10 protein-coding genes and 1 rRNA gene are annotated in these 16629 nt (G+C 70.7%); 9 read left to right on the forward strand and 2 right to left on the reverse strand.

Going from position 1 to position 16629, the window contains the following annotated elements:
* Window positions 1-41: 41 nt before the first annotated feature.
* A complete protein-coding gene (locus tag GF068_RS47270; protein WP_338046748.1) occupies window positions 42-4364 on the forward strand; it encodes a DEAD/DEAH box helicase in 4323 nt (1440 codons plus the stop codon).
* Here the strand turns inward: GF068_RS47270 and GF068_RS38525 are convergent.
* Both GF068_RS38525 and fbp read right to left on the reverse strand, forming a co-directional pair.
* Window positions 4361-7873: a caspase family protein gene (locus GF068_RS38525; RefSeq protein WP_153824550.1), complete on the reverse strand. Its 3513-nt coding sequence runs from the start codon at window positions 7871-7873 to the stop codon at window positions 4361-4363. The two genes, GF068_RS47270 and GF068_RS38525, sit on opposite strands and share 4 nt — an antisense overlap.
* A 12-nt stretch (window positions 7874-7885) precedes the next feature.
* Window positions 7886-8947, reverse strand: coding sequence for a class 1 fructose-bisphosphatase (fbp, locus tag GF068_RS38530; protein WP_153824551.1), 1062 nt, complete (start codon window positions 8945-8947; stop codon window positions 7886-7888).
* A gap of 152 nt (window positions 8948-9099) precedes the next feature.
* Between fbp and GF068_RS38535 the strand changes: the two genes are divergently transcribed.
* The 8 genes from GF068_RS38535 to GF068_RS38570 form a co-directional block, all read left to right on the forward strand.
* On the forward strand, window positions 9100-10041 hold the full coding sequence (locus tag GF068_RS38535) for a class I fructose-bisphosphate aldolase (RefSeq protein WP_153824552.1): 942 nt from the start codon (window positions 9100-9102) through the stop codon (window positions 10039-10041).
* Window positions 10042-10282: 241 nt separating this feature from the next.
* On the forward strand, window positions 10283-11764 hold the full coding sequence (locus tag GF068_RS38540) for a leucyl aminopeptidase (protein WP_153824553.1): 1482 nt from the start codon (window positions 10283-10285) through the stop codon (window positions 11762-11764).
* A gap of 10 nt (window positions 11765-11774) precedes the next feature.
* Entirely contained in the window at window positions 11775-12638 is an 864-nt protein-coding gene (gene ttcA, locus GF068_RS38545) for a tRNA 2-thiocytidine(32) synthetase TtcA (protein ID WP_338046749.1), read from the forward strand.
* Window positions 12639-12644: 6 nt separating this feature from the next.
* Entirely contained in the window at window positions 12645-13466 is an 822-nt protein-coding gene (locus GF068_RS38550) for a hypothetical protein (protein WP_153824554.1), read from the forward strand.
* Between the two features lie 128 nt (window positions 13467-13594).
* Window positions 13595-13774, forward strand: a complete 180-nt coding sequence (locus GF068_RS38555; RefSeq protein ID WP_153824555.1) for a hypothetical protein — start codon at window positions 13595-13597, stop codon at window positions 13772-13774.
* Window positions 13775-13788: 14 nt separating this feature from the next.
* Complete coding sequence (locus tag GF068_RS38560) at window positions 13789-14760, forward strand: peptidylprolyl isomerase (RefSeq protein ID WP_338046750.1); 972 nt, start codon at window positions 13789-13791, stop codon at window positions 14758-14760.
* Window positions 14757-15419, forward strand: a complete 663-nt coding sequence (locus GF068_RS38565; protein ID WP_153824557.1) for a roadblock/LC7 domain-containing protein — start codon at window positions 14757-14759, stop codon at window positions 15417-15419. Before GF068_RS38560 ends, GF068_RS38565 begins: the two co-directional genes overlap by 4 nt.
* Before the next feature lie 837 nt (window positions 15420-16256).
* Window positions 16257-16629 (forward strand): 16S ribosomal RNA (locus tag GF068_RS38570); the annotation flags it as partial.

Genomic DNA, 16629 nt, shown 5'->3' on the forward strand with positions numbered 1-16629 from the left:
ATGCCAAGGCCCGAGCGACGGGGTAGCCTCTCGCCAAGGCCGTGTTCCACCCCCTCGTCGACGCCTGGTTCAAACGCCGCTTCGGCGCTCCGACGCCCGTGCAGTCGCGCGCCTGGCCCACGATTCAGCGCGGTGAGGATTGCCTCATCGCCGCCCCCACCGGCTCCGGCAAGACCCTGGCCGCGTTCCTCGCGTGCCTCGATCGGCTGGTGCGCGCGGGTGATCACGGGCCGCTCGAGGAGCACGTCGAGGTCGTCTACGTCTCGCCGCTGAAGGCGCTGTCGAACGACGTGCAGAAGAACCTCGACGAGCCGATCGCGGAGCTCACCGCGCTCGCCGACGAGCTCGGGCTCGCGCGCCCCGCCGTCCGCACGGCCGTCCGCACGGGGGACACGCCGGAGAAGGATCGGCGCAAGCTCTTCAAGAAGCCCCCGCACGTGCTGGTCACGACGCCGGAGTCGCTCTTCATCCTGCTCGGCTCCGCCTCGGGCCGTCGCGCGCTCGCGCACGTGCGGACCGTGATCGTGGACGAGATCCACGCGATCACCTCGGACAAGCGAGGCGCGCACCTCGCGCTCACGATCGAGCGCCTCGAAGAGCTCGTGACGTCGAGCGGCGAAGCGCGCCCGCAGCGCGTGGGGCTCTCGGCGACGATGCGGCCGATCGAGGTCGCGGCGCGGATGCTGGTCGGCGCGGGCAGGCCGCTGCCGACGATCATCGACGCGGGCGTGCGCCGGGATCTCGACCTCGCGGTGGAGGTCTTGCGCGAGGAGCTCGGCGCGGTTTGTACGCTCGAGCAGTGGGAGGAGCTCTACGACCGCGTGGCGGAGATGTGCCGCGCGCACCGGTCGACGCTCGTCTTCGTGAACACGCGCAGGCTCGTCGAGCGGCTGGCCCTGCACCTCGGCGAGCGGCTCGGCGAGGAGGCCGTGGCCGCCCACCACGGCAGCCTCTCGCGTTCGCGGAGGCTCGCGGCGGAGCGCAGGCTGAAGGCCGGCGAGCTCAAGGTCGTGGTGGCGACGGCGTCGCTCGAGCTCGGCATCGACGTGGGCGCCGTGGACCTCGTCTGCCTCGTGGGGTCGCCGCGGACGATCGCGACGGCGCTGCAGCGGATCGGCCGCTCGGGCCACGCGCTCGCGGCGACGCCGAAGGGCAGGCTCTTCCCGCTGACGCGGGATCAGCTCGTCGAGTGCGCGGCGATCGTGCGAGCGGCGCGGCGCGGCGAGATCGACCGCATCAGCATGCGAGACGCGCCGCTCGACGTGCTCGCGCAGCAGATCGTGGCGGCGTGCGCGTCGGGGGAGCGGGGCGAGGACGAGCTCTTCGCGCTCGCGCGGCGCGCGGCTCCGTACGAGAGGCTCGGGCGCGCGGCGTACGACGACGTCGTGCAGATGCTCGCCGAGGGCGTCTCGGCGCGGCGCGGGCGCGCGGGCGCGCTGCTCTTCCGGGACAGCGTGAACAGGAGGCTCAAGGCGAGGCGGGGGGCTTCGATCGCGGCGCTCACGTCGGGCGGGGCGATCCCGGACAACGGCAACTACGACGTCGTGCTCGCGGACGGGACGAAGGTAGGATCGGTCGACGAGGATTTCGCGATCGACTCGTCGGCGGGTGACGTCTTCCTCCTCGGATCGACGTCGTGGCGCATCCGTCGCATCGAGGCGGGCAAGGTGTGGGTCGAGGACGCGCCGGGCGCGCCGCCGACGGTGCCGTTCTGGTTCGGCGAGGGGCCGGCGCGCTCGCGCGAGCTCTCCGCCGAGGTGGGGGCGCTGCGCGAGGAGGTCGCGCGGCGGATGTTCGAGGGGCGCGAGCCAGGCGAGCCGGTGCGGCTCTTCCAGACGGCGGCGTGGCTCGAGGAGGCGTGCGCGCTCGATCGCGCGGGGGCGGTCTTGCTCTGCGAGTACGTGGCGGCGGCGCGATCGGCGCTCGGGGAGATGCCGTCGCAGGGCGTCGTCGTAGCGGAGCGGTTCTTCGACGAGGCGGGCGGCATGCAGCTCGTGCTGCACGCGCCCTTCGGCGCGCGCATCAACCGCGCCTGGGGCCTCGCGCTGCGCAAGCGGTTCTGCCGGAGCTTCGACTTCGAGCTGCAAGCCGCGGCGACCGATGACGGCGTGCTCCTCTCGCTCGGCGCGCAGCACAGCTTCCCGCTCGAGGTGATCTTCGAGATGTTGCGGCCCGAGGGGGTCGTGGGCGTGCTCGAGCAGGCGGCGCTGCAGGCGCCCATGTTCGGCACGCGTTTCCGGTGGAACGCGACACGTTCGCTCCAGATCCTGCGCTTCTCGGGCGGGCGAAAGGTGCCGGCGCCGCTCGTCCGGATGCGCAGCGACGACCTCATCGCCGCCGTCTTCCCCGCGCAGCTCGGCTGCCAGGATAACCACGGGCGCGACGCGATCCTCGAGATCCCCGATCACCCGCTCGTGCGCGAGACGATGCGCGACTGCCTGACGGAGGTGATGGACGCCGAGGGGCTCGGCGAGGTGCTCGATCGGATCAAGCGCGGCGAGATCCGGATCGTCTCACGCGAGACGGCCGAGCCGAGCGTCCTCTCCCACGAGATCCTGAACGCCAACCCGTACGCGTTCCTCGACGACGCGCCGCTCGAAGAGCGAAGGGCGCGCGCGGTCGCCGTGCGCCGCGGCTTGCCGCCGGACGTGGTCGATCGCATCGGCGGGCTCGATCCCGAGGCCATCGAGGCCGTGATCGCGGAGGCCCGGCCGGTGGTGCGCGACGAGGACGAGCTCGCCGATCTGCTGCTCGACGTCACGGCGTTGCCCGAGGAGGAGGCGAGCGCGCTCGGCTACGATCACCTCCTCGAAGCGCTCGTGCGAGCGCGCCGCGTCGCGAGGCTCGCGGGGCCGGGGATCACGGGGGCCGTGTGGGTCGCGGCCGAGCGGCGCGATCGGGCGGCGTCGATCTGGCCCGGAGCGACGTTCACGCCTGCGATCGAGGTTCCCACGAAGGCGCCCGCCGACGCGCCCGCCGAGGGAGAACACGAGGCCGCGATCGCCGGGCTCGTGCGTGGCTGGCTCGCGCTCGTCGGGCCGATCCAGGCGGCGACGCTCGCCGAGCGCCTGTCGATCGAGGTCGCGGACATCGAGATCGCCCTCGCGCGCGTGGAGGCGGACGGCGTGGTCCTGCGCGGGCGCTTTTCGCCGGAGCTCGCGCCCGGCGCGATCGAGTGGTGTGATCGGCGCCTGCTCGCGCGGATCCACCGCCGCACCGTGGACGGGCTGCGGCGCGCGATCGAGCCTGCATCCCCTGCCGAGCTCATGCGCTTCCTGCTCGCGTGGCAGGGCGTGATCCCGGGGCAACGTGCGCACGCCGCCGGGGGGCTCGCGCGGGTCGTCGAGCAGCTCCAGGGCTTCGAGATCGCCGCGGGCGCATGGGAGAGCGAGATCCTGCCGGCGCGCGTCGAGGCCTACGATCCTTCGTGGCTCGATCTGCTCTGCTTGTCCGGGGAGGTCACGTGGGGGCGGCTCTCGCCGCGCGCCTCGGCCGGCGGCGCGCCCACACGCGCGGCGCCCATCACGCTCGCGCTCCGCCGTGATCTCGCGTGGCTGCTCGCCGAGCCGTCCGAGGCCCCCGCGCAGGCGACGCTCGGCGACGAGGGCCTCTCGGCCGCGGCGCGGCGCGTGCTCGGCGCGCTCGGCGCGGCGGGCGCCTCGTTCTTCGAGGACATCGTCCGCGCCTCGGGCCTCTCGCGGCCCGAGGTCGAGGAGGCGCTCTGGGAGCTCGTCTCCGCGGGGCGGATCACGGGCGACGGGTTCGCCGGGCTCCGCGGCCTGCTCGGGCCTTCCACGCGCGCCCGCGCTCGTTCGACCTCCAACCACACGTCTCGCGGCGCGCCCGTCCTCGCGGCGGGTCGATGGGCGCTCTTCCGCGCGCCTGCGCTCGTGGACGCGCCTCCCGCGGGCGGCGCCGATCCCGCGGCCACGATCGAAGCCTTCGCGCGGCAGCTCTTGCGGCGCTGGGGCATCGTCGTCCGGGAGCTCGTCTCCCGCGAGTCACGCGCGCCGGCCTGGCGGGACCTCGTGCGGGTCTACCGACGCCTGGAGATGCGTGGCGAGGTGCGCGGTGGCCGGCTCGTCGCGTCCTTCATCGGCGAGCAGTTCGCGTTGCCCGAGGCGCTCGACGCGTTGCGCGCGATGCGCAAGGCACCTCTGCGGGGCGAGGTCGTGCGGCTCTCCGCGTGTGATCCGTTGAACCTCGTGGGGACGATCCTGCCGGGCGAGCGCGTGCCCTCGACGCTGTCGCACTTCGTCACGTATCGGGACGGGATGCCGATGAGCGAGGAGGCGGGCGAGGACGAGAATGTTGGTCCTCAAAAGGTGCGTCCGCACGAACGCACGGCCGCTCGCGCCGGCTAACGAGCCGCCGGCGCGATCATGAAGTCGCCGAACATCTCGCGCCGCGCGACCCACGGCGTCTGCATGCCGTTCGAGGCCGCGCGCACCCGCTCCGTCACGTAGTCGACGAGCTCGTTCATCTCGATGGCGCCGCTGCGGTCCCGATCGGGCGCCTCACCATCGAGCGCTTCGAGCAGGGCGGCCGTGAAGAGCCCGTGGCCGCCCTTCAGATCCTCCTGCTTCGGTGGGGGCTTCCCATCCCAGGCGAGCTCGAGCCCGCGGCTCGACCCGCCGCTCGCGCCGGCGGGCGGCACCTCGAAGCTGAACTGCGAGCCCCGCGCCGCCGAGAACACCAGCACGCCGGCGCGTTCCCCCGCCGCGAGCTCCCGCGCGAGCGCCTCGTTCGGCGCGATCACCTCCGTCGTCACGTGCCCCGCGTGGCAAGCGTCGAGCATCATGAGCACGCGCCCGCGCGCCCCCTCGAGCGCCTTCTCGATGCGGTCCCAGCCGATGCCGTGCTCGATCGCGGCCGCGCGCGTGAACGAGGCGTGGCTCGTCAAGAAGAGCATCCTCGTCTCGTCGATCCGCGCCCCGTGGCCCGCGAAGAACACGACGGCGAGGTCGTCCGGGCGCATCTGCGAGAGCCCCGCGAGCGCCTCGTCCACGCGCCGCACCGTCACCTCCTCGTCGAGCAGCGTCGTCGTCGCGATCCGCTCGAACGGTCCCTGCGGCCCGGCGAGGCGCGCGAGCGACGCCGCGACCGAGCGCGCGTCGTCGTCGGCGTAGTCGAGCTGCTCCTCGGGGAGCATGTTGGGGTAGCGGCTCACGCCGATGGCCACCACGTGCAGGCTCGGCTTCCTGGCGTCGGGGGAGGTCGACACCACGTCGAGCTGCTCGGGGTTGCTCGCGTAGCCGGCCGCGTCGTACGCGACGAGGCTCACGCGGTTGCTGCCCGCGTGGAGCGGCACGTCGAGCGAGACGCGCCCCTCCGCTGCGCACACGAGCCTGTCGCCCGCGGGCTTGCCGTCGACGAAGACCCGCACGCGGTCGACGCGCGAGGGGCTCGTCGCGACGACGTCGAGCGAGAGGTTCTTCTCGGACGTCTCGATCCTCCCACGCAGGCCCTTCGTCTCGACGCGGAGCCGCGGCGGCCGCGCGAGTGATGCCGGGGCCTCGGCGCCCTCGGCGGCGAGGCTCTGCTCGACGAGCTCCGGCCGCTCGAACTGCGAGGCGAACCGTTCGAACGAGAAGCTCTCGAGCGGATCCGGGAACGTCCAGGCGATGCTGCGCGCGCCGTCGAGGCTCGATCGATACGCGCCGGTCGGCGCCGCGGCCACCCACTCCCCGTTCGGCGTGGAGACGAGCGTCATGACGACCTCCCCGCGCACCGTGACGAACGACGTCGCACCCCCGTCACCGCCGAGCAGGAACAGATCACGCTTCGGATGCACCCCGATCGAGTCGATCTTGTTGTCCGCGAGCGTGAGGCGCGCGCGCACGGAAAAGTCCTTCGCGTCGACCACGGCCGGCCTGAGCCCCCCGACGACGATCGTCCCCTTGTGCCACCGCACGGGCCCGTGCGCCCCCGGCTCGTGCTCCTTCCGGACGCGCCCCGTGTTCGCGTCGATCTCCAGCAGCATCGGCACGAACTGCTGGACGCCGGCCCTCGTCAGGAGCTTCCGCGTCGACAGGACGATCGTCTTGCCGTCGGGCGAGAATGTCGCGTGTGACTGGTTGACCTCCAGCCCGCCGTCGGGCCGCTTCGCGAGGCCGATGGGCACCGTCGGGAGGTTGGTGGTCCAATCGATCTTGCCCGTGTCCGTGCGCAGCGACGTGAGCGCCTCACCGCCGCCCACCACGAGGCGCGCGCCGTCCTTCGAGAGCGCGAAGAACCACGGGTCCGAGGCGAGCTTCGTGAGCAGCTTGCCCTGCGGCCGCGCGATCTCGCCCAAAAGAGCCTTCGGCAAGGGTGGCCTCGGGCCGCGCAGGTCCCATCGCTCCACGGCGACGTCGTGTTTCTCGTCGATCACCGGCATGCCGGCGGGCCCCTTCTTGCTCGTGAGCTTGCGATCCGTCCGAACCCGCACGGTCAGGAGCTCGTCGCTCGACGGCAAGAACTCCGCGTACCGCACGAAGGAGCCGCCGAGCACGTCCCACTGGCGCGTGATCCGCCCGCTCGTGGCCTCGTGCACGCGCACACGCCAGGCGTTCGAGCTCGAGGCGAACTGCTCGCCGCTCGGCGCGTACGAGAGCGTGCGGATCGGCGCCTTGTTCTGCTCGCTCTGCGGCACCGCGGGCTTCAGGCTCCCCGTGACGAGGTCCCATCGCAGGAGGTTGCCGCGGAACGAACCCGTGAGGAGCTCGCTCCCGTCGGGACGCACCGTGAGTGACTCGATCGATCGAACGGTCCCCTCGATCGTACGCACCGCGCGCATCGTCTGCACGTCTCGCACCTCGATGTTCGTCCCCACGGCGAGGTGACTTCGCGCCGTGACGATCGTCGATCCATCGTGGCTCGCGGCGACGAGGTCGCCCCGCGGCAGCTCGTGCGAGGAGAGCGGGACCGGCTGCCCGTCCGGGAGGGTGAACGTCGCGACCGTCCCTGTCATGAGCTCCGTCGCCCAGATCCGACCGTTCGAGGCGCTCATGTCCTTGTAACGACCCGCGAGGACGCGCGGCGCGGCGCCTGGAGTGAGCGGGTGGAGCGTGATCGTCCCGCCTGCGACGAGCAGCGCGGCGACGTCGGCGGTGAGCGCCACGCGGAGCGGCGCATCTGCGAGCGCGCTCCCCACCGGGATCCGGTGCGTGACCACGCCCTTCATCACGTCGACGATCAAGAGCTCCCCGGGATACGCCGCCGCCACGTGTTTTCCCTCCGCGTCGTGCGCGAGCGCGAGCGCGCTCGGGGCCTTGGCGCCGAGGGTGACCTCCTTCGTCCTCTTGCCCGTCCTCGTGTCGACGAACGTGAGTTTGTCCGCGGCCATCACGAGCGACAGGCCGTCCGGCGAGAGCTGGAACGCCCCGTGGTACGGGCTCGTCTGGCGCGTGCTCCTGGGATCGTCGAGGTCGAGCACCTGCACCATGAGCCCGTCGGGCGTGCCGTCGGGCGCGTAATACGCGAGGCGCTTTCCATCCGCGCTGATCGAGAGATCGTGCACGAAGAACCCGGCCGTCACGAACCTGCGGAGCAAGAGCCCGGCCCGCAGATCCCAGACGCGCACCGTCCCGTCGTGCGCGCCCGACGCGAGCTTGCTGCCGTCGGTGCTCACCACGATCCTGTGAATCGGACGCTCGTGCCCGTTCTGCAGGATGAACATCGGCTTGCTCGACGTGCTCGGCGAAGCGGGCGCGGGATCCGGGCACGTGGGCGGAGGCGAGGTCGACGGGCCGAGCGTGACGGATGGCGCGGCGCTGCGCGCAAGCTCCGCGGGAGGCCCGACCTGACGCGTGGGCTGCGCCGTCCCGCAGCCGGCGATGACGAGGGGGACGAGGATCGCGCGGGCGAGGCTTCGAAGCGAGGGCCGGGGCACGGCCCGAGGGTACTACCGGTCGCCGCGCGCGAATGATTCGAAGATGTCCACGTCGCGCGGCGATCCGAGGACGAGCGGCACGCGCTGGTGTAGCTCCGTCGGCGTGATGTCGAGGATGCGCTGCGTGCCCGTCGTCGCCTTGCCGCCCGCGGCCTCGAAGACGAACGCGAACGGGTTCGCTTCGTAGAGCAGCCGGAGCTTGCCTTGCTTGCTCTTCCGATCGGCCGGGTAGGCGAAGATGCCGCCCTTCATCAGCGTCCGGTGCGCGTCGGCCACGAGCGAGCCCACGTACCGCGCGCCGTACGGCCGATTCGTCGCCTTGTCTTCCTCTTTGAGCCACGCGTTCCAGCGGCGGACGTCGTCGCCCCAGTACGCGCTGTTGCCCTCGTTGATCGAGTAGAGCGAGGCCCGCTCCGGGATGCGGATGTTCTCGTGCGAGAGGAAGAACTCGCCGACCGTCGGGTCGTACGTGAAGCCGTGCACGCCGCCGTGCCCCGTCGTGATCACGAGCATCGTCGACGAGCCGTAGAGGATGTACCCCGCCGCCACGAGCTCGCGCCCTGGCCGCAGGAAGTCCGCCTCCGTCGCGCCCTCGCCGTCGGCGTGCTTCCGCAACACGCCGAAGATCGTACCGATGGAGATGTTCACGTCGATGTTCGAAGAGCCGTCGAGCGGGTCGAAGACGACGAGGTACTTCGCGCGCCTGTCGGTCGAGGTGATCCGGATCGAGTCGAGCTCCTCGCTCGCGACCGCGGCGCAATGCCTGCGGCGCCCGAGCACGCTGAGGAGCGTCTCGTTCGCCTCCTCGTCGAGCTTCTGCACGAGCTCACCCTGCACGTTCGTCTGCCCCGTGTAGCCGAGCAGCCGCGCGAGGCCTGCGCGGCGCACCTTCGCGGTGACGAGCTTCGCGGCGAGGCCGATCTGGTTGAGCAGGGACGTGAACGTCCCGGTCGCCGCCGGGAAGCCGAGCTGTCCTTCGAGGATGAACGTCTCGAGCGTGATGCCGACCCGCGAAGGCTCCGCGGGTGGCGGGGCCCAGCTCTCGAGGCGCTTGTCCGAACTCGTCGTGGTCATCGTGTTTCCCCTCGGGCCTGCCGTCTACCACGGCCCTCCGCCCGCCGTCGTACGATTCCGGCGCATCGGTGTGCGTTGCGGAGTGGCCATCCGCGGCCTAGCCTGCCGGTCTCGCTGCCCGTGCGCCGGGCCCAACCCCATCGGAGACGACCATGGCTCTCACCGATCGCGTCAAGCAGATCCTCTCTTGGTACTCGTCGGACAACCCCGGTACCCAGACGAACCTCGTGCGCCTCTTGAACCACGGCGCGCTCGCGGGCACGGGCAAGCTCGTGATCCTGCCCGTCGATCAGGGCTTCGAGCATGGCCCGGTGCGGTCGTTCGCGCCGAACCCCGAGGCCAACGATCCCGACTACCACTTCCAGCTCGCCATCGACGCGGGGTGCAACGCGTACGCCGCGCCGCTCGGCTTCCTCGAGGCCGGCGCGGCCAAGTTCGCCGGGCAGATCCCGCTCATCCTGAAGCTCAACAACAGCGACTCGCTCGGCAAACCCGAGCACCCGATCTCGGCCATCACGGGCTCGGTCGAGGACGCCCTGCGCCTCGGCTGCGTCGGCATCGGCTACACGATCTACCCGGGCTCCGGCGCTCGCAACCAGATGTACGAGGACCTCCGCGAGCTCACGATCGAGGCCAAGCGCAAGGGCCTCGTCGTCATCGTCTGGTCGTACGCGCGTGGCTCGATGTCGAAGGCCGGCGAGACGGGCATCGACGTCATCGCGTACGCCTCGCACATCGCGGCCGAGCTCGGCGCGCACGTCGTGAAGGTCAAACCCCCGACGGCGCACATCGAGCAGGACGAGGCGCGCAAGATGTACGAGAAGCACAACATCCCGATCGCGACGCTCCCCGATCGGATCCGCCACGTCATCCAGTCGACGTTCAACGGCAAGCGCGTCGTCATCTTCTCGGGCGGCGAGGCCAAGGGCGCGGACGCCGTGCTCGCCGAGGTGCGCGAGCTCGCCCAGGGCGGCTCGTTCGGCTCGATCATGGGGCGCAACGCGTTCCAGCGGCCTCGCGCCGAGGGGCTCGAGCTGCTCCAGAACGTCATCCGCATCTACAAGGATGCGTCCTCCGCCAAGCCGGCTCGCTGAGCGCGCACGGTTTGACGCGCCCCTTGCCGCACCGCGGCGACAGACCTCTGGCGTGCGTCACACGGGGTTTGGGGCGTAGCTCGGCTTGTCCGAGCGCAGCCCCGAGCGTCGAAGGCGTGGCGCGCGCCGTCCATCCCCCGTGAAACCAGAACGAGACGATCGGTCGACGAGCCTGGCGTCTCGTGATTAGATGCGCGGCCCGACCCCGGGGGGTCGCGCCCGCAATCGTCCAGGAGAACGCATGTCCATCAAGCTTTCCGTCGTTTCCCAGGACCCGCTTCAGATCGACGCCGACGTCGCCGTCATCGGCGTGCCTGAGGGGGCCACGACGAAGGAGGGCATCCTCGCGAAGCTCGAGGACGCGCTCGGTCCGGTCGTCTCTCGCATCGTCAAGCGCGAGGATTTCACGGGGAAGAAGGACCAGACCCTCGATCTGCAGACGCTCGGCAAGCTGCCGGCGCAACGTGTTCTCCTGGTCGGCCTCGGCAAGGCGACCGTCACCGACGTCGAGGTCCGGTTGCTCGCGGCCAAGGGCGCGCGGTTCGCGCTCGGCGCCAAGGCCGAGTCGCTCGCCATCGCCCTGCCCGAGGGCGTCGCTCACGCGGCCCGCGCGGCGGCCGAGGGCGTGGTGCTCGGCGGCTACCGGTTCACGGCCTTCTTGACGGGTGATCGTATCCCCAAGACGAAGCTCGCGCGCGTCGCGCTCGCGACGACGGGCCGGGTGAGCAAGGCCGAGCGCGACGGCGCGGCGCTCGGGCAGAAGGTCGGCGAGGCCGTGTGCATCGCGCGCGACCTCATCAACACGCCCCCGAACGAGCTCTACCCCGAGAAGCTCGCGAAGGCCGCGGAGGACGTGGCGAAGGCGAACGGGCTCGAGTGCAAGATCTTCGACAAGGCCCAGCTCACGAAGCGCGGCATGAAGCTCATCCTGGCCGTCGGCCAGGGCAGCGCGCGTGATCCGCGCCTCGTGCACCTGACCTACAAGCCGGCGAAGCCCTCGAAGAAGAAGCTCGTCTTCGTCGGCAAGGGCCTCACCTTCGACAGCGGCGGCCTCTGCATCAAGCCCGCGCAGGGCATGGAGGAGATGAAGGGCGACATGGGCGGCGCGGCCAACGTGGTCGCGCTCATGGCCGCCGTCGCCGCCGTGAAGCCGCACGTCGAGGTGCACGGCATCATCGGCTCGGCCGAGAACATGCCCGACGGCAACGCCTACCGGCCAGGCGACGTCTTCGGCTCGCTCGACGGCAAGACCGTCGAGATCATCAACACCGACGCCGAGGGCCGCCTCGTGCTCGCCGACTGCCTCGCCTACGCTCGCTCGCTCGAGCCCGACCTCATCCTCGACAACGCCACGTTGACGGGCGCTTGCGTGGTCGCGCTCGGCCCCACGGTCTCGGGCTTCTTCACGAACCGCGAGGAGCTCGCCGAGCAGTTCCGCACGTCGGCGAAGGCCGCGGGCGAGTCGACCTGGCAGCTCCCGCTCATCGAGGAGCTGCGCGAGGGCCTGAAGAGCGACTGGGCGGACATCAAGCACACCGCCGATCGCTGGGGCGGCTCGATCACGGCCGCGCTCTTCCTGCGCGAGTTCGTGGGCGATCGCCCGTGGATCCACGTGGACATCGCCGGCCCCTCGCTTGCGAACAAGCCCTACGGCATCTACCCCAAGGGCGGCACGGGCCACGGGGTCCTCACGTTCCTCCGGCTCATCGACGAGCTCTCCTGAAACCCTCGCTGTGAACCTACGCCGCAAGCTCGCGCGGGCGATGTCCCGCGCGATCGCCGATTTCAAGATGCTCTCCGACGGCGACCGCGTCCTCTGCGCGGTCTCGGGCGGCAAGGACAGCTACGCGATGCACGACCTGCTCGTGGATCTCGCGCGGCGCGCCCCCGTGAACTTCAGCGTCGTCGCGGTGAACATCGACCAGGGCCACCCGGGCTTTCCGGGGCACCTCCTTCGCGACTACATGGCCTCGCGCGGGCACGAGTTCGTGATGATCAACGAGGACACGTACTCGATCGTCACGGACAAGATCCCCGAGGGCAAGACCTACTGCTCGCTCTGCTCGCGCCTGCGCCGCGGCATCCTCTATCGCATCGCGCAGGAGATGGGCTGCACGAAGATCGCGCTCGGGCACCACCGCGACGACGCGATCACCACCTTGATGCTGAACCTCGTCTTCGCCGGGCAGCTCAAGGCCATGCCGCCGAAGCTCGTCGCGGACGACGGCAAGAACGTCGTCATTCGTCCGCTCATCTACTGCGCCGAGGACGACCTCGCGGCGTTCGCCGAGGAGGAGAAGTTTCCGATCCTGCCCTGCGATCTCTGCGGCTCGCAGGAGAACCTCCAGCGCAAGGCCGTGAGCCGCCTGCTCGCCGACCTCGACGCGCGTTGCCCCGGCGCGCGGCGCAACATGCTCGCGGCGCTCGGCAACGTCCGGCCGAGCCACCTCTTCGACGCCGGCCTCTGGCAGAAGCTCGGCCTCGAGGTCGCGCGCGACGACGGAGGGGGCGAGGCGGCCGCCGCGCTCGCGGGCGAGGACGACGACACGAGCGCCTTCGTCCCGCTGTCGAGGCTCTCCGATCGGAGTATCGTGTGAGCACGCATGGCGGATGATCGGGAGCCGCGATCCGGCGACAGCGACCACGCCGAGGCCCTCGCGGGTCCGGTGAAGGCCGCCCCCGCCGCGCGCGCTCCCCATCCGCAAGCAGACGGGCCCGTCGCGCGCCTCGTCGCCGAGATCCGCGCCGGAGACTCCCCCGGACAAACCCTGCTCGCCACCTTCGTCGCCTGGACGACCACGGTCGCGCCCGCCGCGCTCTCGCGATCGGCCGCGCGCCCGGCTGCGTTCGTCGCTGTCGTCGGGCTCCTCTGCGGCCTCGCGGGCCCGCTCTTTCGCGGCAGCCGTCCGAACCTCGCGCGCCACGTCGGCATCACCGCGTTCCTCGCGCTCACGACGGGCGCGTGGCTGCTCGGCGCGCCTGCGCTCGCGCCTGCGCGCCTCGATCCTCTGCGCGCGTCGGTCGGCGCGATCGCGTGGGGCGCGTTTGCGCTCTCGTGGCGAGAGCGCTGGGAGACGGGCCCGTCGAAGCCCGAGGCTCCGCGTGATCTCGACGCGCCGCTCTTGCAGGCGCGCTCGACGTTGCCGCGTGGCGCGATCCCCGTCGTGACCGTCGGCATCCTCGCGGGCCTCGTGTACCTCGTCCTCGCCTGGCACGTGCGTGACGGAGATCGCGCGCTCGCCGCGCAGGCCGTCGCGATCGCTTGTGCGGTCGCCGTCAGCGTGGTCGCGGCGTCGGTGGCCGTGGACCGTGGCAAACGTTCGTCGAGGTCCTCGCGCCGCGTGACGCCTGCGGCCGGGAAAGCGCTCATCACGTTGATGGTCTTCATGGTGGCGGGGGTCGCGGTCGTGCTGATGCGACGGTAGTCGCCTGGCGGACGAATCCAGGTGTTCGGTGGGGCCGAGGGCATCTCGAGCCGCGCGCGCGCGTGATTCGGGGACGTCTCGGGCCGGTCCGGCCCCACAGGCCGGGCGCGTCGAGCTATGCTCCCGTCGTGTCTCGCGCGATTGACGCCTTCGCGGTCCTCCTGCTGTTCGCAGCGGCGGCCGCCTTTGGCTTCGGCGTTTTTGCGCTCGGCCAGCGCGACGATTTCAAGGCGGTCTACCTCCTCGTGATCGGTGGGCTCTCCTTGCGGGCGTCGACGGAGCTCTTGCGCCCCCGGGGGGGTGGATGAACGTGCGCGCGGGCGTGGCGCTCGTTTCGCTCGTGGCGACCGCGGCGGGATGTGGCGGCGGTGGAGGTCCTTCCGGGCCGCCGCCCGAGCGGGGCACGCTCGCCGGGGGGACCGTCGCGCGGGTCGGTCGTGAAGAGGTGAACGAAGGCACGGTCGTGCGAATCGCGGCGGCGCAGGGGATCGACCTCGTCGCGGCGCGGGAGCTCGCGATTCGTGACGCGCTTTTTGCCAGCGAGGCTCGCGCGCGTGGCGCCACGAACGACCCCGAGCTCGAGCGTCGGGTGAGCGCGGCGCTCGCGCGGCGGCTCATGCATCAGCTCCTCTCGGAGGCCGAGCAAAAGGGGCCGGTCACGGACGCCGAGCTCGAGCGGGTGATGGCGCGGCGGTGGATCGAGCTCGATCGGCCGGAGGGGTTTCGTACGGTCCATGCGGTCGTGCAGTTCGCGGAGAACGCGGATGCTGCGACGCGTAGCCGGGCCGAGGCCGTGGCGCGCGCCATTCACGAGGCCGTGTTGCCGGTGGCCGCGTCGGCGCGCGCGATCACGCGCCCCGAGCCCAAGCGTCCGTTCGAGGACGTCGAGGACCCGGTCGTCGCCTCGTTTCGAAGTGCGGTCGACGGGGTCGACAAGGATGGGTTCAGGACCGTGGTGGAGGCGCTCCCGCCGGTCACGGCGGATGGGCGTTTGATCCTCCCCGACGGGGGGACGCTGGTGGAGTCGTTCGCGCGCGCGGCGAGCGCGCTCGGGGCGCGTGGGGACACGAGCCCGCTCGTGGCGACGTCGTATGGTGTTCACGTCCTCCTCTTGCTCGAGCGCACGCCGGCGCGGGTCGTGCCCTTGGAGGAGCGCCGGCGGCTCGTGCGTGACGAGGTCGTGTGGGGCCGCGCGAGTGCTGCGCGGTCGAAGCTCCTCGAGGGGCTCCGTCGTGGTGTCCTCGTCGAGCGGAGCGCGGAGCCGCTCCTCGCCCTGGTCCCGATCGAGCGATGAGCGAACGCACGCGATCCCGCCGTCATCGTCCTGCGCCTCCGCCGCGTGATCAGGAGGCGTCGACCTTCACGAGGATCCTCGAGCGCCTCGTCACGTGCTTGCCGAGCGCGAAGGGCGCGGCGCTCGTCGACGCGGAGGGGGAGACCGTCGACTATTTCGGGTACCTCGATCCGTTTGACCTCAAAGTAGCTGCGGCGCACTGGCAGATCGTGCTCGGCGAGCTGAAGGAGGCGCCGAACTTCGCGTCGCCCCAGCAGATCACGGTCCGGGCGCGCGGCCGTGGGTACATCGTGCGTCAGCTCCCGGAGGGGTATGCGCTCGTCGTCCTGCTACATCCGCGCGCTGCGTTCGCGGCCTCCGAGCGCATGCTCGAGGAGAGCGAGGCCGAGCTCTGCGCGGAGGCTGCCTGGCCGCGCCCGCAGGGCAGCACGAAGTGGTTTCGCGTCGAGGTCGAGACGATCCCGCCGGATCACTCGCGCCCGAGGCGGCTCCGTGCGGCTGGCGGCTGGCAGCCCATCGAGGTGATGGGGGCGATGGTTGGCCTTCGCGGGCGGGAGAAGGGATTTCGCGTGCGACTTCCGAGCGGCGCGGAGCTCCTGCTCGTGCGGGAGTGCCGGGGCCGCTGGTTCGCGGATGAGCACGTCGAGGCCCTCATCTAGCGGGAGCTGGAGCGAGGGGTCCGTTTTGCTGGTTTGCGCGGCGAAACGAGCGGTTCGGCAAGGTGGACGGAAAAAAAGAGTCCTGCGTGTTGACAGGAGGGGGAGGGTGAGTAGAGTCCGCCTCCCCAACGCGACGGCGGTGCTGCCGCGGAGGGGCTGCCGAGGGCCAGCGCCCCGGTTCTTCAGCTAGGAGGAGTGAGGTCAGCTCGCTCCTTCGCTCTGCGAGAGGCAGAGGAAGCGGAAGAGGCGGGACGGAAAAAAAAGGCAACGAGGCAGTTGACAGGCAGGGCTCGATGAGTAGAGTCCGCCCCCCTCGACGCGGCGGTGAAGCCGACGCGGAGAGGGCGCCGAGGGCCAGCGCTCTGGTTCTTCAGCTCGACAGAGCGAGGTCTGCCTCGCTCCCCAAGCGGAAGAGACGGGACGCAAAAAAAGGCAACGAGGCGGTTGACAGGCGGAACTCGATGAGTAGAGTCCGCCGCCCCGAAACGCGAAAGCGGCGGGGAGCCGAGCCGGTCGGCAAAAAGAAACGAACCGGCCTGAAAAATGAACGGTTGACACGGAGCCGAGAGGCAACTAAATCAACCGACCTCGCCGAGACAAACAGCGTCGCGAAAGCGGCCTGGACGGACGGCGAGACGACAGAACGAAGGAATGGCAGGAGTACCTGCTGGAAACCTTCGGCTCGGTCCTTGAAAACTGGATTGTACGCAACACGCAAACGTGTGGTGACGTGGCCCTCGCTCGAGCCTGCGCAAGCACGGCCGAGCAATCACGTCATGCCTAGAGCATGAGCCGTCACCCGGTCTTTAGCCGGACCGAGGTGACCTCCAGCAAGTTTAACTGGAGAGTTTGATCCTGGCTCAGAACGAACGTTAGCGGCGCGCCTAACACATGCAAGTCGTGCGAGAAAGGGCTTCGGCCCCGGTAAAGCGGCGCACGGGTGAGTAACACGTAGGTAACCTACCCTCTGGTGGTGGATAACCTTCCGAAAGGAGGGCTAATACAGCATAAGACCACGGTCTCGCAAGAGATTGAGGTAAAAGCGGGCCTCTTCATGAAAGCTCGCACCAGGGGATGGGCCTGCGGCCCATCAGCTAGTTGGTAGGGTAATGGCCTACCAAGGCAAAGACGGGTAGCTGGTCTGAGAGGATGATCAGCCACACTGGAACTGAGACACGGTCCAGACTCCTACGGGAGGCAGCAGTGGGGA

This window comes from Polyangium spumosum (assembly GCF_009649845.1).
In the GTDB taxonomy this organism is placed as follows: domain Bacteria; phylum Myxococcota_A; class Polyangia; order Polyangiales; family Polyangiaceae; genus Polyangium; species Polyangium spumosum.